This window comes from Pseudarthrobacter sp. R1 (assembly GCF_024494415.1).
In the GTDB taxonomy this organism is placed as follows: Bacteria; Actinomycetota; Actinomycetes; order Actinomycetales; family Micrococcaceae; genus Arthrobacter.
On the sequence record NZ_JAMKFI010000002.1, the window covers coordinates 133,945 to 159,225 of the forward strand.

23 protein-coding genes and 3 pseudogenes are annotated in these 25,281 nt (G+C 63.4%); 10 read left to right on the top strand and 16 right to left on the bottom strand.

Annotation, left to right across the window (positions count from 1 at the left end):
• Positions 1-104: 104 nt before the first annotated feature.
• From M8J71_RS02540 to M8J71_RS02555, 4 genes are all read right to left on the bottom strand, one after another.
• The gene (locus M8J71_RS02540) at positions 105-620 is read right to left on the bottom strand and encodes a hypothetical protein (RefSeq protein WP_256246446.1); all 516 of its coding nucleotides are present in this window, start codon (positions 618-620) and stop codon (positions 105-107) included.
• Positions 621-797: 177 nt separating this feature from the next.
• Positions 798-2,114: an MFS transporter gene (locus tag M8J71_RS02545; protein ID WP_256246447.1), complete on the bottom strand. Its 1,317-nt coding sequence runs from the start codon at positions 2,112-2,114 to the stop codon at positions 798-800.
• A gap of 36 nt (positions 2,115-2,150) precedes the next feature.
• Positions 2,151-2,411, bottom strand: coding sequence for a hypothetical protein (locus M8J71_RS02550; protein WP_256246448.1), 261 nt, complete (start codon positions 2,409-2,411; stop codon positions 2,151-2,153).
• Between the two features lie 41 nt (positions 2,412-2,452).
• Positions 2,453-3,280, bottom strand: coding sequence for a hypothetical protein (locus M8J71_RS02555; RefSeq protein ID WP_256246449.1), 828 nt, complete (start codon positions 3,278-3,280; stop codon positions 2,453-2,455).
• Between the two features lie 457 nt (positions 3,281-3,737).
• Between M8J71_RS02555 and M8J71_RS02560 the strand changes: the two genes are divergently transcribed.
• From M8J71_RS02560 to M8J71_RS23570, 3 genes are all read left to right on the top strand, one after another.
• Entirely contained in the window at positions 3,738-5,234 is a 1,497-nt protein-coding gene (locus tag M8J71_RS02560) for an MFS transporter (RefSeq protein WP_256246450.1), read from the top strand.
• 328 nt (positions 5,235-5,562) lie between these two features.
• Entirely contained in the window at positions 5,563-6,075 is a 513-nt protein-coding gene (locus M8J71_RS02565; RefSeq protein WP_256246451.1) for a hypothetical protein, read from the top strand.
• 578 nt (positions 6,076-6,653) lie between these two features.
• On the top strand, positions 6,654-6,944 hold the full coding sequence (locus M8J71_RS23570; protein WP_374114799.1) for a ComEC/Rec2 family competence protein: 291 nt from the start codon (positions 6,654-6,656) through the stop codon (positions 6,942-6,944).
• Positions 6,945-7,132: 188 nt separating this feature from the next.
• Here the strand turns inward: M8J71_RS23570 and M8J71_RS02570 are convergent, their stop codons facing one another.
• From M8J71_RS02570 to M8J71_RS02595, 6 genes and pseudogenes are all read right to left on the bottom strand, one after another.
• The gene (locus M8J71_RS02570) at positions 7,133-9,436 is read right to left on the bottom strand and encodes a SulP family inorganic anion transporter (protein WP_256246453.1); all 2,304 of its coding nucleotides are present in this window, start codon (positions 9,434-9,436) and stop codon (positions 7,133-7,135) included.
• Positions 9,437-9,601: 165 nt separating this feature from the next.
• Positions 9,602-9,925 carry a hypothetical protein gene (locus M8J71_RS02575; protein WP_256246454.1) on the bottom strand — a complete coding sequence of 108 codons (324 nt, stop codon included), beginning with the start codon at positions 9,923-9,925 and terminating at the stop codon, positions 9,602-9,604.
• A gap of 36 nt (positions 9,926-9,961) precedes the next feature.
• A pseudogene (locus tag M8J71_RS02580) lies at positions 9,962-10,115 on the bottom strand (IS110 family transposase); the annotation flags it as partial.
• A gap of 211 nt (positions 10,116-10,326) precedes the next feature.
• Positions 10,327-10,965 carry a hypothetical protein gene (locus M8J71_RS02585; protein WP_256246455.1) on the bottom strand — a complete coding sequence of 213 codons (639 nt, stop codon included), beginning with the start codon at positions 10,963-10,965 and terminating at the stop codon, positions 10,327-10,329.
• 220 nt (positions 10,966-11,185) lie between these two features.
• On the bottom strand, positions 11,186-12,442 hold the full coding sequence (locus tag M8J71_RS02590; RefSeq protein ID WP_223883698.1) for a ZIP family metal transporter: 1,257 nt from the start codon (positions 12,440-12,442) through the stop codon (positions 11,186-11,188).
• Complete coding sequence (locus M8J71_RS02595; protein ID WP_256246456.1) at positions 12,439-13,575, bottom strand: multicopper oxidase domain-containing protein; 1,137 nt, start codon at positions 13,573-13,575, stop codon at positions 12,439-12,441. The genes M8J71_RS02590 and M8J71_RS02595 overlap by 4 nt, the downstream gene beginning before the upstream one ends.
• Positions 13,576-13,650: 75 nt before the next feature.
• Between M8J71_RS02595 and M8J71_RS02600 the strand changes: the two genes are divergently transcribed.
• The 3 genes from M8J71_RS02600 (at position 13,651) to M8J71_RS02610 (ending at position 17,769) form a co-directional block, all read left to right on the top strand.
• The gene (locus M8J71_RS02600) at positions 13,651-14,328 is read left to right on the top strand and encodes a metal-dependent transcriptional regulator (protein ID WP_256246457.1); all 678 of its coding nucleotides are present in this window, start codon (positions 13,651-13,653) and stop codon (positions 14,326-14,328) included.
• A 202-nt stretch (positions 14,329-14,530) separates the two neighbouring features.
• Positions 14,531-15,991 (top strand): multicopper oxidase family protein, encoded by a 1,461-nt coding sequence (locus M8J71_RS02605; RefSeq protein ID WP_256246458.1) that lies wholly within the window; start codon positions 14,531-14,533, stop codon positions 15,989-15,991.
• A gap of 1,103 nt (positions 15,992-17,094) precedes the next feature.
• Positions 17,095-17,769: a fasciclin domain-containing protein gene (locus M8J71_RS02610; protein WP_256246459.1), complete on the top strand. Its 675-nt coding sequence runs from the start codon at positions 17,095-17,097 to the stop codon at positions 17,767-17,769.
• A gap of 386 nt (positions 17,770-18,155) precedes the next feature.
• Here M8J71_RS02610 and M8J71_RS02615 read toward each other — a convergent pair.
• Positions 18,156-19,115, bottom strand: a pseudogene (locus M8J71_RS02615) (arsenic resistance protein).
• 272 nt (positions 19,116-19,387) lie between these two features.
• Here M8J71_RS02615 and M8J71_RS02620 point away from each other — a divergent pair.
• Positions 19,388-20,636 (top strand): annotated as a pseudogene (locus tag M8J71_RS02620) (Nramp family divalent metal transporter).
• A 68-nt stretch (positions 20,637-20,704) separates the two neighbouring features.
• Here the strand turns inward: M8J71_RS02620 and M8J71_RS02625 are convergent.
• The 3 genes from M8J71_RS02625 to M8J71_RS02635 all read right to left on the bottom strand — a co-directional run bounded on the left by M8J71_RS02625 (position 20,705) and on the right by M8J71_RS02635 (position 21,998).
• Positions 20,705-20,965, bottom strand: coding sequence for a helix-turn-helix domain-containing protein (locus tag M8J71_RS02625; protein ID WP_256246460.1), 261 nt, complete (start codon positions 20,963-20,965; stop codon positions 20,705-20,707).
• A 245-nt stretch (positions 20,966-21,210) separates the two neighbouring features.
• Positions 21,211-21,585: a FeoA family protein gene (locus M8J71_RS02630; protein WP_256246461.1), complete on the bottom strand. Its 375-nt coding sequence runs from the start codon at positions 21,583-21,585 to the stop codon at positions 21,211-21,213.
• An 8-nt stretch (positions 21,586-21,593) separates the two neighbouring features.
• Positions 21,594-21,998, bottom strand: a complete 405-nt coding sequence (locus tag M8J71_RS02635) for a hypothetical protein (protein WP_256246462.1) — start codon at positions 21,996-21,998, stop codon at positions 21,594-21,596.
• 289 nt (positions 21,999-22,287) lie between these two features.
• Between M8J71_RS02635 and M8J71_RS02640 the strand changes: the two genes are divergently transcribed.
• Together M8J71_RS02640 and M8J71_RS02645 are read left to right on the top strand one after the other, a co-directional pair.
• Positions 22,288-22,392 carry a hypothetical protein gene (locus M8J71_RS02640; protein WP_256246463.1) on the top strand — a complete coding sequence of 35 codons (105 nt, stop codon included), beginning with the start codon at positions 22,288-22,290 and terminating at the stop codon, positions 22,390-22,392.
• A gap of 81 nt (positions 22,393-22,473) precedes the next feature.
• A complete protein-coding gene (locus tag M8J71_RS02645; RefSeq protein ID WP_256246464.1) occupies positions 22,474-23,247 on the top strand; it encodes a CPBP family intramembrane glutamic endopeptidase in 774 nt (257 codons plus the stop codon).
• A 216-nt stretch (positions 23,248-23,463) separates the two neighbouring features.
• On the opposite strand, the gene M8J71_RS02650 is transcribed toward M8J71_RS02645, so the two are convergent.
• Both M8J71_RS02650 and M8J71_RS02655 read right to left on the bottom strand, forming a co-directional pair.
• On the bottom strand, positions 23,464-23,688 hold the full coding sequence (locus M8J71_RS02650) for a hypothetical protein (protein ID WP_256246465.1): 225 nt from the start codon (positions 23,686-23,688) through the stop codon (positions 23,464-23,466).
• A 288-nt stretch (positions 23,689-23,976) separates the two neighbouring features.
• Entirely contained in the window at positions 23,977-24,117 is a 141-nt protein-coding gene (locus tag M8J71_RS02655; protein WP_256246466.1) for a hypothetical protein, read from the bottom strand.
• A 773-nt stretch (positions 24,118-24,890) separates the two neighbouring features.
• Between M8J71_RS02655 and M8J71_RS02660 the strand changes: the two genes are divergently transcribed.
• Positions 24,891-25,112, top strand: coding sequence for a DUF3188 domain-containing protein (locus M8J71_RS02660; protein WP_256246467.1), 222 nt, complete (start codon positions 24,891-24,893; stop codon positions 25,110-25,112).
• The last annotated feature ends 169 nt before the right edge of the window (positions 25,113-25,281 follow it).

Here is a 25,281-nt window from a genome sequence, read left to right on the forward strand (position 1 = left end):
GAACTGCTCGGAGCTGCGGGTTTGCTGTACCGCCGCACGGCGCCGTGGGCTGCAGCGGGCCTGGCCCTGCTTCTGGTTCGGGACTGCACGCTCTCGGCGCATGGTCAGCCCTGGCAACGGTCCACGCCGATCCGCAGCGAGGGCTGCATGTGAAGGCGCGGGCATGACCTGACCTTGGCAGGCGCGCCGCATGGAGTCAGGAAGTATGGGAACTCGGTTGCGTTAGGGATAGACACAAGGGCTTGGATCGTCTGGGGGATGACCTTCTCTGCCGCCGCCTCATTGAGCCGGCCCTCCCGAATTTCCGTTTCCGCACCGTGGAGGATTGCGAAGAAGCAGGCAACGAGCCATTCGGCTGGCTGGTCTGAACGGAACCGGGCTTCGGCCTGCCCGCGTTCAATGAGCCGGCGCACCCGGAGCATCAGCTCATCGTGATGTTGCCGGATGCGGTCAGCGCCCAGCCCCTCTTCGGCAGCGCCGAGGAGCCCACGGAAATTGTGGATAAGACCGAACGCCGACGTACCGCCGGAGTTGGCTGCCCATCGCCAGGAACTGTGCCGCAGCGCCTTAACGCCGAGGAACGACTTCATGTTGACGATATGGTTCCGGCCGGAAGCCATAGATCAGACCGATTCCGTTTCCGGCCAAGCCGATGATGCTGAACCAGAGCATGTGGAGCCGGCGATGTGCGGGAACCGAAGAGCCGGCGGATTCCCTCGATGATAAGGAAACCGCTCACGCCAGCAGCAGGGCAGCCTGGAATACGGCGGCAGGGATGTTATGGTGTCCGCACGAGGTCACGCCGTGCGTGTGGAGGCGCACTGGCATGCGGCAAGGGTTCCTTGGGCGGCCTCTGCCTCTGCGAGGTCCCGCGGTTCGGGAGTCACACGGCCGGGGCGTGCCGGAGCTTCGATTTCGCCGGTGTCGGTGCGTGGCCAGAGTGCCACGGCAGTGACGGCACCCAGTACGGCGAGCACTGCCAGGATGATCCAGGTGGTCGTGAAGCCCAGGCTCGTACCTATCGAGCCCGCGATGGGATATGTCAGGAGCCACGCGAGGTGGGAGAGCGAGAACTGGGCGGCGAAGACTTCGGGTATGCGGTTCGGTTCGACCGAAGCGCGCAGGACCCTGCCCGTAGGTGTGACGATCAAGGCCATGCCGCCGCCGATCACTGCCCAGACCAACGCTGTGCCCAGATACGTCGTGGCACCGGTGGCCGTGAGAATCACGGCTCCTGCCGTCCCGGCAACGAGCACTAATGCGCCGGTAATCATGACAGTACGTTCGGAGACGCGATTCAGGACGCGCGGAAGGATGAGCGCCGTCAACAGCGTCCCGCCGCCCGAGGCGGCCAGCATCCAGCTGACGTCCGTTTGCGAGCCGCCGAGTTCGTCGCGCACATAGTTGACGGTGTTAACGATCACGATGGATCCTGCCGCGGCCACGACCAGGTTCAGTGCCATGATGCCGCGTAGCCTTGGCGTCCGGATGAAGGTCCTAATTCCTGCGCCGGCCCGGTCCCACGCTTTGGTGTGGGCGCTCAGACGTGCGTTGGGGATGCGGGTGGAGAGCACCAGCACAGCCGAGACGATGAACCCGGCTGAGGTCCCGGCGAACAGCCAGTTGAAGGTCATGAAGCTTAAGGCGACCGCTGCGAGCACCGGGCTCAGTAGGCTTTCCATGGTGTAGGCAACCTGGGAGGCCGAGAGGGCGCGCGTATACGCGTCCTTATCGGTCACGATGTCAGGAATCACGGCCTGGAACGTCGGGGTGAAAGCGGCGGATGCTGCCTGGAGCAAGGCGATGAGGACGTAAATCTGCCAGATTTCGGTGACGAACGGCAGTCCCAGGACCACACCTGCTCGCAGGACGTCCAGGGTCACCAGAAACGCCCGACGCGGAATCCTGTCTACGTACGCCGCTGCGAGTGGGGCAATAATCACGTAGAGGACCATCTTGATGGTCAGTGCGGTGCCGAGAACGGCGCCGGCCTTGGGGCCGGCGAGATCGTAGGCGAGCAATGCGAGGGCGACGGTCGCCAGGCCGGTCCCGAAGAGGGCGATCACTTGGGCGCTGAAGAGATGGCGATAGTCGCGGATGGCGAACAAGCGCATAGTCCTGTTCCTTTCCATGTGCGGTTCGGCTGGTATTCACAGCAAAACCGGGGGTAAGGGCCTGCGGCCGGAGGAGGGGCGGTGCGGGGTCAGGCCGGCAGCGAGGTTGAACGCTTTCGTGTGGATGTTCAATGACACGACGCCGACGACGTCGGTGATCCCGCGTTCGCTGTAGCCGCGATCGTACAGCGCGCGGATCTGCCCGTCGGTGGTGGATGTCGGCTCCGGGTGAACCTGGAGCTCTGGGATGACCCTCGCTGCGACACCAAGGTCCGGTGGACGCCTGTCGGGGCGCACCGGTTCTCTAGGTCCTGCGGCGCTTGTCGGATCGTGCTGCATCAGGAAGCAGCGGCCGCAGTCGCACGGACGGTGAACTGCGCTGTCCGAACGGAGTCCTCGTGTTGGAAGTCCAGGTGGAGGCGGTAGGTACCGGCCGACGGGGCGACAGCGGAGAACGAGACCTTCGGTCCCGGCTCCGTCTGTCCGTCGCCCGGGCCGCCTTCCGGGTGTACGTGGAGGTAGGCGAGATCGCCTCCCCGCAGTGCCACCAAATGACCGAAAGCTCCCAAATAGGGCTGGAGGTCGGTTACGGGTTGGCCGTTCCTGCTGACTGTGAACGTCAGTTCGGTGGCCTCATTCGCCACGAGGTCACCCTCAAGCGTCACGGTGTAGGTGTCCAGCTGCACCGTCCGGTCCGCGGCCGGCAGCTGATGCGGCTCATACGTGCCGCCGACGAAGGCATCGATACCCAGGGTCATCGGCTGACCGTTCCCGGCAGGGTGGAAGTCGGCGAAAATCCGCCAGACACCGGGGTTCAGGTTCAGGTCGATGGTCCAGGTTCCGGAAACGTCCCGCACCGGATGTACGTGCTGGAAGTGGGCCATGTCGCGACGAACGGCGATCAGGTGCAGTTCCTTCTCATGCACGTTCTGGTACTCCGTGACGGGCTGCCCATCGGGCCCGATGATCCTAAAGCTCACGGTCTGCAGTCCGCTGCCCAGGATTGGGGCGTCCAGCTCGAGAGTGTAGCCATGCTCGGACACAAGCACTCCGCCAGGCTGGGTACTGCCATGACCGGCATGGGGGCCGACATCGTGCCCGGGATTGTGTCCCTCGGAGCTGTTGCCCCCGTGGCTTTGGTTTGTGTGATCGAGTTCGTTCGTCATGTCATTCCCACCTGTTTGTTGTCAACTCTGACTCGAAGGAGCAGTCCGCCAGGATGTAGGCGGCGAGTGCTTGTTTGTTCCTTGGTTGAGCGCCCCTGGAGTGCCTGTCAATACGAGAACGCTATACCCCCTAGGGTATTCCGTTACTCTTGCGGAACGTACTCCTTTCAAGGCCATAGCGGCTCCGCGGTGGTTCTCACGTGCCGGAGATCGTCGTCGCTTGCCTGCCGGCCTGCCAAGGGTTGCTGGGCGGGTCAACCCTCAGGATAAACCCGCTCGTGCATGCCTCTGCCGCCGCGGCGCGCTACTGCGGCGGCGGCCCGAAGCTGCCTCCGCACAATAGTTCGTCGAGTCGGGAATACCCCCGGGGGGTATCAGGGTTCTGGTGTGTATGGCGCGACGAGCCGATACAGGTCGACCCGGGCACCACGAACCGCAACGGAAAGGAGCTGCAGAAATGAAAACGTTGCCACTCGCGATCTGGGCGATGGTCATCGGCGCATTCGCAATGGGAGCTGATGAGTTCATCGTCGCCGGAGTCGTCAGAGAGATCGCCGAAGGCCTCAACGTTACTTACGGGCAGGTTGGCGCACTCGAAAGCGTCTACGCGCTCGGCGTCGCAATCGGCGCCCCAGTCTTCACAGCGATCGGTACCAAGTTCGGGCGCCGGTCCATGCTGCTACTGACAACGGCAGTATTCCTCCTTGGCAACGTGGTGTCGGCGCTGGGACCCAGCTACGAGCTGATCATGGCCGGACGCGTCATCTCAGCCACAGCACACGGCGCATTCCTCGGCATCGCAGCCGTCTTTGCCGCGGAACTTGTCGACGTTACGAGGAAGGGACGGGCTGTAGCGATCGTCTTCTCCGGGCTCACGGCGTCCACGGTGCTGGGTGCCCCGCTCGGCGCCGCGGTTGGTCAGACTTTCGGATGGCGGTTCACCTTCTGGACGCTGGTCGTCTTCGGGGGAATCGCGCTTCTGGGACTGCTCATCTCACTGCCGCGAACCGCCAAGCAGGGGGTGCAGGCGTCCGATGCGCACCACGCCCACGACTCCGCAGGTGTGCACGCACATACCCATGAACCGACGGCAGGGCAGAGTCTCGTCGAGCGCGTCGACACCTCGGCTGCGTCACACGCGCACGGCCACGGCCACGCCTCTCCAGCACCTGGCAGCGAATTTGAGGGGCTCGATGCCCACGCTCTCGCCCACCTCGGCGGCGCCGGAAACGGGCCAACTCTGCGAGAGCAACTCAGGGCACTCACCCGGCCCGCCGTGTGGGGAGCCTTGCTCACCACACTCTTCGGTTACGGCGGTGTGTTCACCAGCTTCGTCTACCTCGCACCGCAGTACACCGAGGTCACCGGGTTCGACCCGGCCTGGATCACCCCGCTCCTGCTGCTGTTCGGCGCCGGCCTCTTCGTCGGGAATGCGCTCGGAGGAAAGCTCGCCGACAAGGCACTCATGCCCACCGTGCTTGGCGCACTCGCAACCCTGGCAGTGGTGCTCTTCGGGATGACCTTCGCCATCCAAAATCCGATTTCCGCAGTGATCATGACCTTCGTGTTCGGTATGACCGCGTTCGCGGTCGTCGCACCCCTGCAACTACGCGTCATGAACACTGCCGGCCACGCCCCCGACGTGGCGTCCGCGGCGAACATCTCCGCGTTCACCCTCGGCAGCGCCATCGGCATCAGCCTCGGCGGCGCAGCCATCGACGGCGGACTCGGGCTGGCGTCGGTGAACTGGATCGGCGGTCTCATCACTGCAACCGGGCTCATCATCGCGGTGGTGACCTGGGCGCTGCTCGACAGGCGCGCCAACGTCACGACGCATCATCGCGCCCACGAGCACGAGCACGGCTCAGCCGGCGAAGGGCATGACCACAGCGTCACGATGGCGCCAGCCGAACCGGCCACCGGCGGACAGGGTCACGCAGCACACCACCACTGAGCAGCAGCCCGCTGCACCATCGGGCCGTCCCGTCGAACGCACGCGGGACGGCCCCTTGGTTAACCAGGCCGCCGACCGGGCGCCCGAGGCCGGGCGCTTCGCGAGGACGTCACGGGCACTGACCTAATCTTGCTCCAGCTCACCGTCACCGACATCTGCCTGGGCATGGTCCTCATCTCCGTAAGGATGATCAGGCAGGCGGGCCGGCGATCGCTGGAAAACCGGCGTGTAGCAGTTTGGCAACAAAACTTTGCTGTCGCTGTAGAGCGGCGCACCCTCAAGGAATGAACGTCCATCATTTTCCGGGCAAGTGAACAAGGAGCCTGCTATGTCATCACCTGCAACGTCCAAGCCCGACCCGAACAAAATGTCGGGAGCCACGGGGGAGGAGCTGTCCCTGCTGCGTGTGTACCTGTTGCGTGCCGGCTACCTGTTTATGGCAATGGGCCTGGTGCTCACCCGGTGGCCCTTGCTGATCGGGCACGATGCGTCCTGGCCGTTGATGGACGGGGTGGTGGTGTGCATGCTCGTCGCGCAGTCCCTGCTGTTCTTCCTCGGCGTCCGCTACCCGGTGAAGATGATCCCGATCCTGCTGTTCGAGATGACATGGAAATTGATCTGGCTGAGCACTGTGGCGCTGCCGCTGTGGCTCGCCGGTGAGCTCAACGGCGCCACGGCCACTGTCGCTATCAACTGCTCCCTCGTCGTGATCGTCCTGATCATCCTTCCTTGGCCGTACCTGGTCCGCCAGTACACGATCGGACGCGGCGACCGCTGGCTGCCCCAGACCCGTTGGCATCCACACCCTCATCAGGAGAAATATCATCGTGACCACCACTGACGCGGCCGGAACTGGTGGCGACACTGATCCGTCCACGGCTGGGGTCAATTCGGACTATCCACGGCTGGGAATTGGGAGCCGTCCGAGTAGCTCCCCGGCAGGAGTAGCGGTGGATAACCTATGAGAATTTTCCCCAGTTGCTGGCCGCGGCAGCCTCATTGTCCGCCCTGGTTCTGGCAGCCTTATCGCCGTCGGGTTGGGTTGTGCCCCGGCTGGAAAAGCTCTTGGCCCCATGTGCGACAGGTTCTCCGCGCTGTCCGAGTCCCGGTCCGGCTGCTCACGAAGTTGTGTTCGACGTCGCCCAACTTTGAGCGGTCCTGCAGAAAGTACGGATAGTTGAAGTCGGTCCTAGCTACCGTCCACGAATCAGCCAGAATTTCGATGTCAGCAGGGCGCGCACACATGGTCTTTACGCTTTCCTGCACCTCCGGGGGTACGCCCTTAACCATGTATGCGTGAAGGGCATACCGCGGTGCTGACTTGCCGTCAAACATGCGCGTGACATTCATCGCGCGGAAGCAGCGCCTGCCCGAGCCCGGCCGAGCGGCTGCCCGGGCTCACCGTGCGACGTGCGAGCGGTGAGCGCGGACCTCGACACGGCGATGAAGGCCAGTGGGCTAAGCCATCTCACCGCGGTCTCCGGTGTCCGCCTAGTTCTTTCGGTCGGTTCCGCGAGTGTGGTGGCGATGCTCCGGCGAGCAGCGCTGGGTACAGAAGCGTTCCCAATGCGCCAGAGCGGTGAGCAGCTTGCCTCAGAGCCCTTCGCTCAGCTTGTCGCCATTCCCGTCCTCGTCTTCAAGGGATTCAGATCAGCTTGGGTGCCTGGTTTGACCGCGGCTGGATGCTTTGGCTCTCCGCCGTGCTGCTGACCTCATCGCAGTGGCACGACTAAGCAATCCGCACCTCAGCTACCTCCCGTGGCCTCAAGCCCATCCAGCGGCAGCATGCGGCTGGGCTTGTCCCCACGGCCTTCTGTGAAAGCCCGCTCACCCCTACACGCCGTGAAAGCCGGAGTGTCGGGGCCATGGCCGCGTCGAGGGTCGTGAAGGGACGCCGCCTAGCGAAGCGCCATGCTCGGAGCCAGCTGCTCGAGGCCCTGCGGGGTCACCAGGACCACGCGGGCCGTAGAGATGTCGTAGAACAGACCAGTGGCCTGTACCTGTCCGGAAGCCAAGGCGGGACCGGTGACCGGGTGTTCTTCGAGCTTTCTGAGTTGGACGGCGACGTTGACCATGCTGAGCTGGTCGAGGGGGCTGTACCCTGCGGCTTCAGCGGCCAACGCCACGGGGTGACCGGCCACGAGTTCGCGGTAGCTTGGCCGGGCGTGTTCCAACCAGGCATCGAAGCCCGCTCCCAGTGCGGCATTCGAAGCACCCTGGGCATCAGCCAGCACGGCCTTCATCGCGCCGCAGTTGGAGTGGCCGCAGACCGCGATCGAGTCCACGGACAGTCCCTTGACCGCGAAGGACAGCGCCGAATCGATCGAGGCATCGCGGCCGTCGCTGCACACGACGTTGCCGATGTTCCGGAGAGTCAGGAGGTCACCGGGGCCGCTGCTGGTGATGAGGTTCGGGTTGACCCGGGAGTCGACGCAGGCGACGAACAGTGTGTCCGGATTCTGTCCCTCGGTGAGATCCTGTACCAGCGGCCGAACCTTGTCCGCGTAGCGCCGGTGGTATTTGTCGATGCCCAGGAGAATTGACCGCAGCGGCAGCCGCCCGCCGTCGGCGTCCTCTGCTTGGTGGGCGCTGTCCAGAGGTGACGGCTGCCAGGATGTGCGGGGCGGCAGCGGGAATTCGCGGGGGTCCTGGCGCTGGGGTGTGTTGTCCGCGGCATCGCGGAACGCCGTGGTGCCGTGCTCCTCGAGAGTCACGGTCCCGCCCGTGTCCCGGTGCTGCCGCTGCCAGGCGAGCAAAGCCTCGCGGAAAGCATGATCGAGGTAGTCGGCGTTGAGTTCGACTACAGTGTCCTGGCCCTCGGGCACGGAATGGAGGACGCCATTGAGCCGCGGCAGGGCGAAGAAGCTGCAGGAACCGGCGATCGTAACGCGCCACGGAAGTCGTTGTGCGGACGGTGCGTGCGCGTGGATTTGCGCCCGGAGCACGCGCCACAAAACGCACAGGGCAGCGAGTGCGAGGCCAATGATCACGCCTTCGAGCAGGTTGAGGAACACGACGCAGACCAGGGTGACCACGTAGACGAGGAGGTCCCCGGTGCGCAGGCTCGTCCTGATGTCGGCGACTTTGATGAGCTTTGCACCGATGACCAACAGCAGCCCCGCCAGAACGGCCAGCGGAATCAATTGGATGAGGCCGGCGAACAGGGCGGAGAACACAAGGACCCAGACGCCGTGGAGGATGGCGGACGCGCGGCTTGCGGCGCCGGCTTCCACGTTGGTGGCGCTGCGGACGATCACACCCGTCACCGGTAAACCGCCGAGCATGCCGGAGAGAATGTTCGCCGAGCCTTGGCCGAAGAGCTCGCGGTTGAGACGTGAGCGCGGGCCGGTGTGCATCTTATCCACGGCCACTGCGCACAGCAGCGACTCAATGCTCGCGATCAACGCGACCGTGATGACGGCTGTTGCAGCGCCGCGCCAGTTGCCGTCCGGCAGATTCGGCAGGGCGATGGCGTCGAACAGGGAACCGTTGAAGCTGATGCGCTCCACGTTAGGGGCTACCGCCACGGACAACGCAGTGACAGCGACGACGGCGACGAGCGGGCCGGGGATTTTCCGCACCGCGGCCGGGAGGTACTTCCAGGCAAGAAGAATGGCTACGACGGTGAGGCCGAGCAGGGCTGAATGCAGCTCCACGTTGGTGATCGCCGCAGGAACGGCGGCGAGGTTTTCGACGGCGGAACCGGCCGCGTTGCCGCCGAGCAGAACGTGCAACTGCTGCAGGATGATCGTGATGCCAATGCCGGCCAGCATGGCCTTGACCACCACCGGCGACACGGCCAGCGCGGCGCGCCCTGCGCGGCTGACCCCCAGTAGGAGCTGCATGACGCCGGCAGCAGCGGTGATCGCGCATGTCACTTGCCAGCCGAACTCGTCCACCAGGCCGGCAACGACGACGGTCAGGCCGGCCGCCGGGCCGCTCACCTGCAAAGGGGAGCCGCCCAGAGTGCCCGCGACAATTCCTCCGACGGCCGCCGCGATAAGGCCGGCCATGACTGGTGCTCCCGAGGCTGCGGCGATGCCCAGTGAGAGCGGGAGGGCGACAAGGAAGACGACGAGTGATGCGGGAAGGTCGGCGCCGAGGGAGCTGAGGAAACTTGGCTTCTTGATTCTCTGGGGTCTTCGGCCCGGCGGGGTGTGGGCGTCATTGGGGACGGTGGCGGAACCTGATGAATGCGGCATGGAGTTTCCTTTGCTCGGGAACGCTGAACCCCTTTAGCGTAGGAAGGCTGTCATGTGCAGTGACAAGTTGATGTGACAAGCGTGACCAAGTTGTCGAGTATGGGCCGTCATGTGGGGACCAACGGGAACTTTTGCGGGGGCACTGCGCGTTAGGGAGACCTTGCGCTACAACTCGACGGCGGTCAGCCGGTGGCACTTCCGGCATTCAGTGAAGACGACTTCGGTGACCCCGTAGTGTCCTGAGGACCTGCCGATGGAGTGGCTAAGCTCGGGCAACGAGGTGGTACGCGTAAAGCAGAGGCGCATCCACGCTGGATGCGGTGATTTCCACAGGGCCCGATTCCGGAATGAGGATTCTAATACTTTCGCGCGCACCGTTGAAAAGACCGCACCAAAGTCAATCAACTCGCGTTCTTCCACCCGTGCCGTAAGGAAGGCTTTGCCGCCGCCTTCGCACACGAACGTGAGGGTGTAGTTGCCCTCCGGCACGTTCACGATGCTGGCAACGTGTCCCTATGCTTTTGGTCAAGCGGCCTGGGGAACTTTTTCCTGGTAGAGGGTTCCGTTTTTGAGCATGGCGCAGATGACTCGCAGCGGCGCCGGGCGAGGCAGATGATGGCAGCGTTGTGTTTCTTCCCTTCGTGCGTTTCCGCTCGTAGTAGGTCAATGGATAAGGATCGGAACGCCATCCTTTCAATAACCCGCTATCGGCTTCTACCCTTGATGCCAGCTGCTGTGTTGACCCAACGGGCGCGCTTGCGGAGAAGATCACACCTTCGCTGGCGCCGTAAGGGCACTGCGAGCCAATCCAATTCGGACCGGAAATACCGACGTTACCCGCAACGAATTCAGGTGCATCAGTTCCGCTGCCCACTGTCCGGGCAGGCTGGTCAGGGCCGACCGGCGCCCCGCCGGACTTCCCGGCGGCCCAGAAGCACCGCCGCTCCTCCCACAGCCAGGCTCAGCAGGAGAAGCACCCAGCCCGAAACAGCGAGGGTGGACGCCAAAACCACCGAGCCTGCGTCGGGCGTTGGCGTGGCCAGGGCCGCATCAATAGCCACATTGCCCCAAAGCCGGATAACAACAAACAGCAGGGGTCCAGCCCACATCGCCCAGCGTAAGGCTTTTCTGGGCACGTTCGTGCCGATCAGCAGGAGCCAGCTGAAGCCGAAAATGAGCGGAAACAGTGTGCCGGCGGTCTTGTGGACGTAGTTCAGCTGCCCGCGGGCTTCGTCATCCATGGCTGCGCGGAGCTGCTGAAGGTATTCGGTGGAGAAGCCGCCCACGAGAGAGTCCGGCATGGCGAGGCCGCCGGTCAGCTGGGTCATCTGGTTCAGTGTGAGCAGGTGCAGGTACCAGAACAGGCACAGGCTGGCTACGACGCCGGCAATGACGATCGGGTTGCCGTTGGACTGCGCCTTCTGCGGCGACCGGGTGGTGGTGGGGTTGATCACCGGAGGCAGCTGGTGTTCGGGTAGCACGGCCTTGTTGCCGTGCTTTTTGATGCGCTGGGCGGGAGTCTTGGCCATGGCCCCACTATCCCGCGGCGGCTGGATCCATTAGGACAATACCTGATTGAACAGCCGGGGACTGGCGAGAAGTCCCACCGGCAAGAACGCGTCGCATGATGCTGGCTGCTGGCAGGACGGCGCGAGGCACCCCTGGTCCCGTGCCACAGCACTGCATGGACCCCGCCGTCGGTACTGTCATGGCGCGGCAGCGGGGTCCTGTGCCCATTCCGTGGCGGTTTCAGGCGACGACGAGCAGTCCGGTTGCGAACATGACGGCGATGCCGGCCAGGATGCCGCCGGCGGTCAGTGGCGTGAGTGTCTTTCCGTCGTGGTCTTTGAGGAGCGGCAGGAGCTTGACGGCGACCTGCCCGACGGCTCCGGCGCCCACGCCGAGCAGGAAGGCGCCTAGCGTGGGCTGGTAGACGGTGGCTCCGATGAGTGCCCCGAGCACGGCTGGTGCCCCGGCGATCAGTCCCAGGGCCGCGAGCCGGCCCAGGGAGGGACGGGTGCGGGCCAGGGGTGTGACGATGGCCAGACCCTCGGTGGTGTTGTGGATGGCGAAACCGACAATCAGGGACGCGCCGAGGGCCAATGATCCGATTGCGTAGGCGGAGCCGATGGCAAGACCCTCGCCCAGGTTGTGCAGCCCGATGCCGACGGCGATCAGCAGGGCCAGGCGCCCGGGCGGGAGTGCGGCAGGCTGCGCGGCCGCGTGCAGCTCCTGGCGGCGTCGCATCCAGGCATCGGTGGCTTCCAGAACCAGGTAGGAGAGCAGGGCTCCGAGGATCACGACCAGTGGTCCGCCGAAGGAGCTGTTGCCGGCGACAAGGTCGAAGGCCTCGAAGGTGGCGTCGAAGGTCAGGAAGGCCAGCAGCCCGACGGTGACGCCAAGAAGTCCGCGCACCCACGCCGCCGAGGAGCGCCGGACGAAGGGCATCCAGAGCATGCCCAGGGCCACCGGAATGATTCCGACGTATACGCCGAGCAGGGCCATGAGGCCCAGAAAGGAGCCGTCACGTTCTGGGCTCAGGGCGGCGGCGTCGATCGCCGCGGTGATTTTGCCTCCGATGGAGGTCACCAGGGCAATCTCGTAGGGGTCACCGTCCACCCAGTGGTAGCTGACGGTGATGGTGGTGGACTGCAGCGGGGCCATGACCTCCGCGGTCTGGCTGAAGGGCGCGTAGTAGTCCGAGACATTGACCTGGGCGATGGAGACCGGGTCAGGGCCCTGGTTGCGGACCGTGAGAATGATCTGACCCGGGGTCAGCCGGATGTCTTCGACAGCCACGTCTTCCTTGGGTGGAACCCCCTCGCCGAGCCGGGACAGCCCGGGTCCATTCAGGAGCGAAAACAGGCCCAGCAGGACCGCGATCAGCACCAGGGGCCCGAGGCCGAGCAGCCAGCGCGGTTTCGGCGGCCGCGGCGCTGCGCCTCCTGCCGTTTGTGTGGTGCTCGTAGTGTCTGTCGTCGTGGTTGTGGTGTCTGTGCGGGTCATGACGGGCTCACTTCGAAGAAGCCCATCCAGCCGAGTTCGGCGAATTCGGTTTTGTGGGCGTGGAACATGTATTTGCCCGCGTACGGGAACCGGAGCTCCAGGATCCCCCGTTGGCCCTGCATCTGGGAGATGGTGTCCGTGTATTCGCTGGGGGTCAGCATGGTCCCGGTCGGGTAGTAGTGGAAGAAGTTCCCGTGCACGTGGAAGGAATTGATCGGGTCGTATTCCAGGACGTTGATCAGGTGGATCCGCACCAGTTCGTTCTGCTTGACCTGGACCGGGTAGTCCATGAAGTGGAACGGCAGCCCGTTGACGGAGTAGAACTCGTTGTCGTCACCGCCGTCCGTGTTGTAACCGTTCATGACCATGACCATCTCGTTGTCGGCCTTGGGCCGGCCTTCTTTGGGTTCGATGATGAAGCCGCCGTAGAGTCCCTTGGCGATGTGGGGGGCCAGCGGTGACTGGTGGCAGTGGTACAAGTGGGTGCCGAACGGTGTGGCATCGAATTCGTAGGTGAAGCTCTGCCCGGGGGCGATGGACCCGGCGCCGATCCCGGGCGTGCCGTCCATCTCGGCCGTGTGGATTCCGTGGAAGTGGATGGTGTGGGGGTGGGCTCCGGCGTTGGTGAAGTGGATCTTCAGTGCATCCCCTTCCTTCGCCCAGAGGGTCGGTCCGGGAATCCGGCCGTTGTAGCTCCAGCCCGGGAACGTCACCCCCGGCGCGATCTCAAAATCCTTATCGACCGTGACGATGTCCCATTCGCGCAGGGTCCTGCCGTCGGGCAGGGTGCTGGTCTTGCCGCGGTCGAAGTCGTGCAGGATCGCAGTGGGGTCGATGCCGGCGCGGTCAACGGGTACTGATCCGCCACGGAAGCCGGCGTGGCCGCCCTGTGTCATAGTCATCGGCTGTGACGGTGCGGAGATGTTTGCGCCCGTGCCTGAGGCCGGAGGCTGGGCCGTGCCGCCATGATCCATGCCCGCCATGCCTGACGGCGCCGCGGGTTCGCCGGGCTCCTTGGAGATGGCGGCCAGGGCCGGTACCGAGGCGAACGCGGCGGCCCCGGACAGCGCCGCGCCGGAGAGCATCGCCCGTCTGCTGGGCATCTTGGGCATCGCCGGTTTCAGGGCATCCACAGGAAAATCCTCCAACTTTCAAACATCAATGTTTGCTTAGTCTAACGTTGATGTTTTGCTGATAATATGGGTGGTATGCCTGTTTCTGACCTGACCCATTCCGCGCAGGACTACCTCAAGCTCATCTGGACCGCCACCGAGTGGTCCGCCACGCCGATTACTGTCAGCGTCATGGCCGAACGCGTGGGGGTGACGCCGCCCACCGTCTCGGACGGAATCCGGAAGCTGGCAAAGCAGGGTCTCGTGACGCACGCCCCCTACGGCAGCATCGAACTGACGGACCTCGGGCGGAAGCATGCCCTCACCATGGTCCGCAGGCACCGGCTGCTGGAGACATTCCTTGTGGACGTGCTCGGCTACGGCTGGGACGAAGTCCATGACGAGGCCGAAGTGCTCGAGCACGCAGTGTCGGACCGTCTGGTGGAGAGAATCGATGCGCACCTCGGGAATCCAGCGCATGACCCGCACGGCGATCCGATCCCCTCGGCCGACGGCCGGGCCCATCTTCCACCGGCCGCCGGCCAGCTCAGCGCGGTGGCGCCCGTCCGGGAGGTCACCATCGCCCGGATCTCGGACGCGAATCCGGAGATGCTCCGGTACTTCTCCGAGCTGGGGCTCAGGCCCAACACGCGACTGACCGTCCTGGGGCAGCGTCCCTATGCCGACGTCACCAGCATCCGCGTGGCAGGGAACGGCCACGAGCTCGACCTCGGATCAGCGGCCGCCGATTCAATCTGGGTCGTAGCCGCCTGAAAGCGCCGCTAAGCGTTTACCTGCACCACCGTTCCGGTCCGGCCGGAACGATGGTGCCTGACTCCTGGCGACAGAAACACCTGCATTGTGTGAATCCCGGCGAACGCTGGGACCTGCGGGAAGTCATGAGCCTGGGTTCAACGAACCATACCCCTCGTTTAGCGTGCCGCGGCCTATCCTGCTTTCGCGTTAGGCTGGGGAGGTGAATCCCCCTGTTTCCCGGCGCGTGTTCCTGCTCGGAGCGGCAGGCGCCGCAGCCCTGACCGTGACCGGTTGCGGGAACGGCGACACACGCGGGGCTTTCTCCACCGTCGGGACCTTGGACTTCGCCAAGCCTCTGGGCATTCCGCCGCTGGCTGCTTCGATGACCGCAGCGGACGGAACCCGGGTCTTCCAGTTGACCGCGGAGGCCGGAAGCAGCCGTTTCCTGCCGGACAGGACCACCCCTACCTGGGGGTATAACGGGGCGTTTCTGGGTCCCACCCTCAGGGCACGCCGCGGTGAGAAGGTCCGCGTCACCGTCGTGAACGCACTGGAGGAGTCAACGACCGTGCACTGGCACGGCATGAACCTGCCCGCCGTTTTCGACGGCGGGCCCCACCAGGTCATCAATCCCGGCGCTGTCTGGACCCCCGAATGGACCGTGGACCAGCCCGCGGCCACCCTTTGGTATCATCCGCACCCCCATGGGCAGACCGAAGCGCAGATGACCCGAGGCCTGGCCGGGATGTTCATCCTTGACGGCGACGAGCCGGTTCAGGGGCTGCCCTTCGAGTACGGGGTGGATGATGTTCCCATCATCGTCCAGGACCGCACCTTTGGTGATGATGGATCCTTCCGGCCGGGCCCGGCCGCCCAGACCGGGCTGCTGGGCGACACGGTCCTTGTCAACGGTACCTGCAACCCGCACCTGGCCGTCACCACGGAGGCTGTGCGGCTGCGGCTCCTCAACGCTGCGACCGCACGCATCTTCAACGTCGGTTTCGCCGATAACCGGCAGTTTCAGGTGGTGGGCAGCGACGGCGGCCTGCTGCCGGCACCCGTTGCTGTTGGGAGGCTGCTGCTCTCACCGGGGGAGCGGGCCGAAATCGTGGTCCGGTTCGAGCCCGGGGAACGGCCTGTGCTCCGGTCCTTTCCCCACGAACTGGGCATGAGCAGGGCATTCAACGACGGCGCCGGCGGCAACGACGTGCTGGACCTGCTGCAGTTCAGGGCCGCCGATAAGCTGGCCGGTTCACCGCAACTGCCCGAACGCCTGGCCGACCTCGAGCCTGTAGCCCCGGAAATGTCGGCGGCAACGCGCAGCTTCATTCTTAAAGGCATGTACATCAACGGGCGCATGATGGACATGTCCCGGATCGATGCGACCGTCGGGGCCGGCACCGTGGAAATATGGATGGTCAGCAACACCGATAACCAGCCGCACAGCTTCCACGTCCACGGGGTGCAGTTCCGGATCCTGGAACTCAACGGCGCCGATCCCGGCCCGGAATTCTCCGGGTGGAAGGACACCGTGTTCCTGCCGGTGGGGACCTCGGCGCGGATTGCCTTGAAGTTCGGCCGCCATACCGACCCGGAGACGGCCTACATGTACCACTGCCATCTGGTACGGCACGCCGACCAGGGCATGATGGGCCAGTTCACCGTCGTCCAACCCCAGTAAAGCCAGGAAACATAGGCCTTTATTGTGCTCTAAAAAGACTGACGGCCGCCATCAGGGTTGCGAACAGTACATCGCTTCGGGGACGTTCTGACGCTGGTGCCAGCACAACAGTAAATGGCGAAACTCCCGTAAAACAGCGACTAGCTGCGGGAATACCCGCGCTCAGGCTGATTTCCGCCCTTCCTGAACACCCACTGAAACTGGCATGCAAAGCTTCATCCAAGGGCCGGAAGCAGTGCCGCCAGTAGTGCCGCGCCGCTGGTCCGCATGCCCCCGGGCACAAGAAACGGCGAACCCCATGCGCTGTTGCACGTTAGCGGCATCGCCCCCCGTATCAGTAGCGAAACCTTGGAACGGGCGGATGCCGCTTCTTCCCAGAGCGCCTACCAGCCTTACAACTCAACTGCGAATTGCCCCGGAATCCGTAGACTGACGCATTGAATTGGAAAGTCACCTCTGGATTGAGAACGGACAGGAAGTTCTTGCAGCTACTCCCGAGCTTTTTGAGCCGATAATGGATATTCCGTCAATCTGCCTCGGCCGGGCAAACCCGTCCCTGCTAATCACGCGATTCGGGTTTATCGGACAGTCCCGGGACTTTGGGCGACTCTGATCCGTCCATGGCTGGGGTCAATTCAGGTTATCCACGGCTGGAAGTAGGAGCCGTTGAGGGAGCTCCCTGGCAGCAGTAGTGGTGAATAGCCTATGAGAATTGTCCCCGGCTGTGGGCGGGCGGACCTGACTTCTCGTTCAAACGTCGATCAATTCTGGTTGTTCTGAGGACCAAGCAATGAGCCGTGTGTCAGTTTTGGGTGTTCCCTAACTGGACGTACACTCGGCACGTCGACCAGATTTCGGGCTTGATGACTTTGGCCGCCCACGAGGTGCCATTGCTTTGATCGGACTTGGTCCTACAGCGTGGGCGGAGCACTCACTTGACTGTCCGCGATCTGCGCGTTCCCAGAAGCGAAGGATCCCACGAAAAACTCCTTGATATTGACCCATCCATTTTTCTGCGTCGGCCGAATAGTCATTGCGACACCAGCCTGGGGCAGGTGAACATCGGTCCGGGCCAAGCCCGTCACAATACAAGGAGTACTGGAATGCAGACAATCAAGCCCACAACTTTGACGGTCGCAGGCGTTGCAGCCGCAGCTCTGCTGAGCCTCACGGCCTGCGGTGGCTCGGCCGGCACCTCAAGTTCGTCCGCCCCGGCCGCCGAGCCCTCCGCTTCCAGCATGGCTCCTTCACCGTCAGCAAGCTCGTCCGCCGGCACCATGGACCCGGCCGCAAACCTGGTTGGCCCCGGCTGTGCAGGCTACGCCGAGCAGGTCCCCACCGGCGCGGGCTCAGTAGAAGGCATGGCACTTGATCCTGTGGCTGTCGCAGCATCGAACAACCCGATCCTTACGACCCTGACCGCCGCGGTTTCCGGCAAGCTAAACCCGAAGGTGGACCTGGTGGACACCCTCAACGGCGGAGAGTTCACGGTCTTCGCACCGGTGGATGATGCCTTTGCAAAGATTGACGCCGCAACTATTGAGACGCTGAAGACCGATGATGCCCTGCTGAGTAAGATCCTGACCTATCACGTTGTTCCGGGCCAGATCCCTCCCGACAAGATCGCTGGCACCCACGCCACCGTCCAGGGCGGTTCCGTTACGGTTACCGGCAGCGGCGACGCCCTCAAGGTAGATGACGCCAGTGTGATCTGCGGCGGCGTCCAGACAAAGAACGCAACCGTTTACCTCATCGACTCGGTGCTGATGCCCAAGTAAATCGCTGCTGACCTGGCGCCAATAGGACTGCTCCCTGGAAGTTGGAACTGGATTTCTCAGTCCAAACTTCGAGGGAGCAGTTTCTTGTACAGTCACACCCCTCTTTGGCCCCAATAACAAGTACCGAGGTCTCATATTGGACGCCTAAGTCCGTGGGGCAGGAATGCCATAGTGAGCTGGAAGTCTTGAGAGTGAAGCTCCCATTTCCGTCATCTCCGCCGGCTCGCCGTGCAGAGCCAGCAATCTCCCGCAGCCGCTTGGCCCAAAAACTGATCCGCCGCGCGAGCCCTATCCTTTTTCAATGACTGCTGTACAAACTCAAATCATTTTCTCGTTTGAGTTTGAGGAGTGTTCCATAGCCTGCGGTGCGGGGGAGTGGGGCGGCGTTAGCTGGACTGGAGGGTCCGGTCCGTCCTGATGATCCGGGGGACGATCTTGACGTAGGCCACCATCCCGATGAGCTCCACTAATGTCTGGGTGACGACGACGAGGGATACCAAGGCGACCGGCTCGGGAAGGGCCAGGGCAAGGGGAAGTACGACCAATGAGTTGCGTGTTGCGCCGCTGAAGATCACGGCCTTGGTACTGGCGGCGTCCAATCTACCTGCCCGCGCCGCTGCCATGCCCAGAGGGACCATCACCACCAGGAATGCCGCGTAGACCGGGATGACCGACAGCAGGGATCCGATCTTGCTGCCCACGCCGGCGATCTGTGACCCAATGACGACAGCGAGGGTCAGCATCATCAAGGGAACCATCAGCCCTTCCATCAACGTCATCACGGCACGGCCTGCGGCTGCCCGTCTGGCCCATGCCTGGGTGAGCGCCGCCAGAACAAGTGGGATGACGATCAGGAAGACGAGCGCCTCGATGAAGGGCCCTGGCTCTATCTCGGAGACCAGGCCGGGGCCCAGAAAGAACAGCAGGTACAGGGGCAACATCAGCATCTGCACGAGCATTAGCAGCGGCGCGGCCGCAAGAAGCCGGTCGCTTGATCCGCCGGCCAGGCCCGAGAACACGATCACGTAGTCGATGCAGGGGGCCAGCAGCACCATCATCACCCCGATCAGAAGGGCCTGATCATGTGCGACGAGCCGGGACAGGGTAAAGACAACGCCCGGGACGATAGGAAGTTCAAGACCAGAACGGTCGCCATGAACCGGACATCACGTACCGCATCGCCCGATCCAGGCAAACGGGATGCCCAGGAACGTCGCAAACAGCAGCAACCCAAGGACGGGGTAGATGGCCTGTTCCAAGGGCACAGACACGGCAGGAACCAGCCAGCCGAGCGCCGCTCCAACGACAATGGCCAGCACATAAAGGCTGATCTGCCGACGTTCCATGACACTGATCAATCGGGCTACTCGCAGTCATCAAGCGTAGGCGGCTGCCGGCGGGGCGCCGGAAGGTGACGAAGTAGGCCAGCCGGCCCCGGGAACAAGCACGAGCGGCATCAGCTGAGGAAAACCCGCCCGCCGTCCTCAGGAACATCTTCTGGGCAGAGTCAGTCGCAGGCCCAAGACTGCACAAGGTAAATCGAAACTTAGTTTTTCGGTACGCCTAACTTTGCGTTATTCTCGGTGGTATCACCACGCCCGCGATGACGAGGACCATGATGGCTATTCCGACGCTTCAGGCACGCCCGGCCGCGGGACGCGGCGGTCCCGTCTACTACTGATGGGTCCGGCCTTTGTGGCCGCGATCGCATATGTGGATCCTAGAAATGTGGCCGCGAACCTTACTGCGGGTGCGAACTACGGGTACTTGCTGGTCTGGGTTTTGGTGGCAGCGAACGCATGGCTGTGCTGGTGCAGTATCAGTCGGCCAAACTCGGGCTGGCCACGGGCCTGAGCCTTCCCGAGATTCTGGGCAAGCGTCTTGGCAACGGCAAACGGCGGATGTACTGGCTCCAGGCCGAGGTGGTCGCCGGTGCAACCGACATGGCAGAAGTTATCGGCGGCGCCGTGGCGCTGAACCTGCTGTTCGGCCTTCCGCTGCTGGCCGGCGGCGTCATCATTGGCGTGGCGTCAATGCTGCTTCTGGCGTTGCAGAACGCGCGGGGCCAGAAGTCGTTCGAGTACGCGATCATGATCCTGCTGGGCGTCATCGCCGTTGGATTCATGTCCGGGCTGTTCGTCAACCCGCCGGATGGGGGCAGCGCCATTAGCGGCCTGATCCCCAGGTTCGAAGGGACCGACACCGTCCTGCTCGCTGCCAGCATGTTGGGAGCCACGGTCATGCCGCACGCTATATATCTGCATTCGGCGCTGGCAAGGGACCGGCACGGCTTCTCTACGGATCCTGCTGTCCGGACACGGTTGATTCGCGCCACCCGTTTCGACGTGGCCGGCGCCCTGATGCTCGCCGGGGTGGTTAACATTGCGATGCTTTTGTTGGCTGCGTCCAGCCTGCGCGGCATCGAAGGCACGGACACCATTGCCGGCTCTCACGCCGCCGTCACGTCGGCTCTTGGTCCAGTCATCGGCGTTGTGTTCGCGATTGGGCTGCTGGCTTCGGGTCTGGCTTCGACATCGGTCGGCTGTTACGCCGGCGCCACGATCATGGGCGGGCTGTTGAAGCCTCGCGTACCGCTGTTGACCCGCCGGGTGATTACCTTAATCCCTGCCCTGCTGATCCTCGGTGTCGGGATCGAGCCGACCCTGGCCCTGGTCTTGAGCCAGGTCCTGCTCAGCTTCGGCATCCCGTTCGCCTTGATCCCGCGGATCCGGCTCACCGGAAGGCGCGACGTGATGGGCATCCACACCGACTCCACGCCGCTGAAGATCGCAGGCTGGACCAGCGCGACGCTGATCGTGGGACTGAACTGCGTCCTCATCGCGCTAACCATCACCGGCCAGGCTTAATCGGATATCTTGGGCTTACCCGGTCGCGGAGTCATCACCCCAGGCCGGGACCACTCACACCGTGTCATTCACTCTTGGTTCCCAGGGTGGCGTCCTGGCCGCTGCTGGTCATGCGGACGGTTGTTCCACCAGTGCAGGGCGAACTCGTCAAGGGCTCTGCCATCGACGAGCCAAGGAGTCGGCGGCATGAGCCGGAGACCGCGGAGCTCACCACTCTCCAGCATTTTCATGACTTCTGCTTCACTGATGCCCAGCACCCGGGAAGTCGTTTCGACCGTGTAAAAGTGGCGCATCCGCCCCGCCTGTTTGTGGGCGTCAGAGGGGGACATGCCAGAGCTCCTTTTCGGATCGTTGAAGCGTTGGCCCCATGATGGCAGGTGCCGTCTTTTTCCACGGCCGAGCATTCCGTCCGTTACCGCAATCTAAAGGCTTCAGTTCCATCTTGTCTACTACCGGATTTGGAGACAGTGCTGCCCACCTATGTGTTTGGGGGCCGGTGACGGAGAGTCCAGGGCCACGGGCAGCCGCTGGACCGACGCGGCATTGATTGTGGGCGTGACCTGCGTCCTCACCATCACCGGCAGCCTGATCGGCGAGCCGGGCTTACCCGGACACGGAATCCGCGCTGCTGGCCGGGAACCACACACACCGCGTCCGCCGCTTCGGTCCCGAGCGTGATGTCCTGCCCGCTGCGGGTCACATGGAAGGTTGTCCCTGCCGTGAAGGGTTTCCGTTCCCGGATAGTGAGCTTGGTACCGGGCGTGAGGCCAAGGCCGGAAAAATTGCGCAGCAACTTTGGATCCGTGTCCGATACCCGGTAAATAACCATGTTTTGTCCCGGCTGCGCGGCAGTGAGCCGGCTGGCTTCGGGGCCGTTGACCTGTCCGTCGGCTGTGGGGATGGGATCGCCGTGGGGGTCAGCGGACGGGTGTGCCAGGAGTTCATCCATTCCGGCGATCAGATGTGCGGAGGCCGCGTGTTCGAGCTTTCGGCCTCGTCGTGGACTTCATCCAGGTGTATCCGAGTGTCTGCACCAGGAAGTTTTCCAGGACCGAACGGCGAGGAGATGGATATGCTGGCCAGCGGCGCACGGAGAGTGGGATCGACGGCAACGGCCGCAGGAGGTGCAGCCGCGGCAGCGGGAGGAACTGCGGCGGGGGTAGTGGACCCCGTTGCGGCAGGCGCTGGTGCCGCCGGTTGATCAGCCGGCCGGGTGCTGACGTCACTGCGTGGATACGTGATGACTGCCTCTGCCTGCGCTGCAACGGCCGTGGCAGCCTCAACGGTGGTCGGCTGGGCGGCGGTGACGGGTCCGCCGGCAATAAGGCCTGCCTGCGCGGCGGGTATGCCCGCTGCGAGCATGACGACAGCAGCAAAAGCGGAGGCCCCGGGAAGCCAGGCAGTGCCCGGGGACGGGACGTGGGGACGGGCCCAACGCCCCGAAAGGCAGCAAGCTGCCGTTAGTGGGTCCTCCGCCCCCGCCTCTAAGTTCGTGGACTGGCACCGCCGGCGGGTTACCGACGCGTCCCCGGCCGGGCAGATGAGCCACGTCCTGTCCCGCGACTGCCGGACCCGACTACTCCGCAGACGCGTGCCAGGACACAGAGATCACAAGCAAACCGTTACCTTCCGGTGATACTCGGGCGCCGACGTGCCCGTTTACGCCTACGGCCCAGGTTCGGAACAGCTGCAGGGCAGCGTGGACAACACCGACCTGTTCGACATCGTAGGTAACGCCCTGCGCGTCCTGCGCTGACCCTTGCGGCAAATCAGAACTGCAAAACTGCCACGCCGCGGTGCAGGCAGAGCTTTGACAACCGCAGGTAAGAATAGGACCATGCTGGTTCCTTCCCGCCGCCGTCTGCGGATCGAAGTCTTGATAGTACTGGGATTGTCGTTAGGACAGTCCGCCATCTACTCTGTGGTGCAGCTTTTGGACAAGATAACCAGCGCGCCGCTGGCTCAGGGCACCTCCACTCTCAACAACTCCCAAAGCACCCGTGAATATTTTGATCTGACATATCAGCTGCTGGAGATCTTCTTCGCGCTGGTACCTGTCGTTCTGGTGTTCTACTTCCTGACCGAGCAGCACAGAACAAACACCGGCAACGGCAGTGTTTCGGCCTTCACAAAAATCGGTTTTAATTTTGCCCGCCCCGGAATGGACATGCTGCAGGGTTTCGGGCTTGCCGTCCTGATAGGCATCCCCTCGCTGGGCCTCTATGCGGCCGGGCGTGCCCTGGGTATCACGACATCGATCATTCCCAGCGCCCTGGATCCTTACTGGTGGACTGTTCCCGTGCTGGTTCTGTCTGCGGTGCGGCATGCGATCGTCGAGGAAGTCATCGTGGTGGGTTATCTGCTGGACCGCTTTGGGAAGTTTAGCTGGTCAGTGCCCGTGGCCATTCTTGCCAGTTCCCTGCTGAGGGGCAGTTACCACCTGTACCAGGGTTTCGGGCCGTTTATTGGCAATGCGGTGATGGGGGTGGTCTTTGCATGGATCTACACCAAGAGCCGCCGTGTGATGCCGCTTGTCGTCGCCCACGCACTCATCAACATTGTGGCGTTCGTCGGTTTCAGCCTGTTTGGAAGGGCGGTCGGGCTCGGCTGATTGCCTCAGCCCTCGGTACTGGGCCTCCGCGCAAAGATTCCAGCTGGTGCCGCTCTCATCACCCTGGGGTGAACGCACTGCCAGTCTCATTGACCGCTGTAGGCGTGCTGATCGGCTGAGGTAAGGATCCGGGAATCATGGGCCCCTTCAATTGAGGCGCTTCTACGGTGTCCGTTCAGCCCCGCAAGCTGGCCCTGATCACCTGCTTTGCCGTGGCTATGGTCGAGGAACGAGCTGGTATGCGTAAAGCAGCGGCGCGTCCACGCTTGATGCTGTGAATTCCACGGGGCCCGATTGCGGAATAAGGACCTTGATGCTCTCGCGCACACCGTTGCAGGCAGCACCAAAGTCGATCAGCTCACGTTCTTCCATGCGTGCAGTCAGGAAGGCTTTGCCGCCGCCGTCACACGCCAGCACAAGGGAGTAGTTGCCTTCGGGCACGGTCGCGATGTTGCTGACGGGCTACGCATCCAGGATTTTGCCGGCATCTTCGGCCACTGCTGTGCCCGTGGTCGGGAGCGCGGTGGCCTCCCACGATGGGATATCAGCGTTCTCGACCGAAAGCTGCTGCGTGCAGCCCGAAAGTGCGACCGCCACTGCAGCGGCAGCGACACCCGGAGGGCGCGCGTAACGGACAAGAATTGGAAGGGCATGCCTCCAACCTACCCGGAAATCAGGCGGGGGCGGTGGCACCTGCAGCGCTACCGGCCCACGATACATCCTGATTGCTTACGAGCTTTTCCCCTTAGATGCCGCCACTGCGACCGCGCCGATGAGTCCCGTCAGGGCGAACAGAATTCCTACGATTTGGTCTGTGCCGTGGACGCCCGCGGCGATAAATGTCACCCCCAGCACACCCAGAAGTGCCATTGCCGCCAGACTGAGATGCCGCATTGATAACTTCCGGACGCAGGACAGGGATGTGTGGGGGGAGCAGCCGACTAATACTGCACGAAGCAGCACCAGCTCTGGTGCCGCTCAGTTGGCGAAGCTCCGGTCAAATAGCGGTTGACCGGAGCTTCGGTCCATTATGCCTACCTGAACCTTGCGGTTTGCTGGAAAGGCAGCACCAGGGCCAGGATTATCCACAAGATAATCGCCTGACTCCCCAGGCCTGGCGGATTACGCAGCTGCGCTGGGGTCGGTCCGGCCCTGTATCCAATCCTGCAATTGTTGGGGAAGGTACCCCGGTGCCTGTGGTCAAGGGCGGGTCCACGCTGGCCGGTCACAGACAGCGAAGTAGTTTGAGCTGACGCGCCAGCTGCTGGACATCATTTCGCTTTCGTGCCGGTTCTGTTGTTGTCTGCACCGTCAGGGTCAGACGAATTTGGGAGGCGGCTATGACCGTACAGCTCATTTTCCGGCGCCTGGCCTTGGCGCAGGGTCTCGGAATTGCCCTGATCTTTGTTGCCTCGCCGGGCCTGTGCGCAGTTTGGGCTTTAGGCAGCCGGAAAGTGCCGCGGCGGCCGGTGGTAGAAGCGGCGCCTGTGACACGACGGATCGCCGGGGCAAACATTGAGGAAAGGGCAGCAAAAGCGGGGGAGGGGCCCGCAAGCCCTGAGACAAACGCGCCGGCTCGTTCGGTGGGCCGTACTTTGCCTGACCGGTCCGGGGTCCTGCCCGCTGAGCGGTAGACTCCTTTCGTGCTGAATGAGTTTTGGAATGTTGCCTCTCAGTTTTACAAAGCCTTGGTGTTTGGTGCCGTGGGGCTCATCGCCGCTGGCCTCGTTATCAGCGTCCTGGGCAATGTCATGCAGAATCAGGGGCTGGCTTTCGCTTCTTTGCCGGTCATCGGAACTGGTTTGGTTCTATATGCGGCAGGAGTGGCGGTACGAGGGCACCAGGTCCGCAAGATGATCAGGTAACGGGTACCGCCGTCGGCTCAGCACTGGCACGGGAGGTCCCGGCTGAATTGTGGCACCACGGCATGGTCCCAAAACCTTCACGGCCCCTCCGCCCCTGCTGTCGTAAAAGTTTTCATGAGCCGGACGCTCTGCTCGGACGTCTCCGGAGAGTTGAAAGCCCACCGGTACT

Coding starts and splice junctions, on each gene's coding strand:
- M8J71_RS02635 (WP_256246462.1), bottom strand. CDS start 21,998: ATGCTCGCAGCGGGCATACCCGCCGCGCAGGCAGGCCTTATTGCCGGC.
- M8J71_RS02625 (WP_256246460.1), bottom strand. CDS start 20,965: ATGTCCCCCTCTGACGCCCACAAACAGGCGGGGCGGATGCGCCACTTT.
- M8J71_RS02570 (WP_256246453.1), bottom strand. CDS start 9,436: ATGCCGCATTCATCAGGTTCCGCCACCGTCCCCAATGACGCCCACACC.
- M8J71_RS02585 (WP_256246455.1), bottom strand. CDS start 10,965: ATGGCCAAGACTCCCGCCCAGCGCATCAAAAAGCACGGCAACAAGGCC.
- M8J71_RS02590 (WP_223883698.1), bottom strand. CDS start 12,442: ATGACCCGCACAGACACCACAACCACGACGACAGACACTACGAGCACC.
- M8J71_RS02555 (WP_256246449.1), bottom strand. CDS start 3,280: ATGACGAACGAACTCGATCACACAAACCAAAGCCACGGGGGCAACAGC.
- M8J71_RS02610 (WP_256246459.1), top strand. CDS start 17,095: ATGCAGACAATCAAGCCCACAACTTTGACGGTCGCAGGCGTTGCAGCC.
- M8J71_RS02545 (WP_256246447.1), bottom strand. CDS start 2,114: ATGCGCTTGTTCGCCATCCGCGACTATCGCCATCTCTTCAGCGCCCAA.
- M8J71_RS02540 (WP_256246446.1), bottom strand. CDS start 620: ATGGCTTCCGGCCGGAACCATATCGTCAACATGAAGTCGTTCCTCGGC.
- M8J71_RS02565 (WP_256246451.1), top strand. CDS start 5,563: ATGTCATCACCTGCAACGTCCAAGCCCGACCCGAACAAAATGTCGGGA.
- M8J71_RS02560 (WP_256246450.1), top strand. CDS start 3,738: ATGAAAACGTTGCCACTCGCGATCTGGGCGATGGTCATCGGCGCATTC.
- M8J71_RS02600 (WP_256246457.1), top strand. CDS start 13,651: ATGCCTGTTTCTGACCTGACCCATTCCGCGCAGGACTACCTCAAGCTC.
- M8J71_RS02630 (WP_256246461.1), bottom strand. CDS start 21,585: ATGGATGAACTCCTGGCACACCCGTCCGCTGACCCCCACGGCGATCCC.
- M8J71_RS02655 (WP_256246466.1), bottom strand. CDS start 24,117: ATGGCACTTCTGGGTGTGCTGGGGGTGACATTTATCGCCGCGGGCGTC.
- M8J71_RS02645 (WP_256246464.1), top strand. CDS start 22,474: ATGCTGGTTCCTTCCCGCCGCCGTCTGCGGATCGAAGTCTTGATAGTA.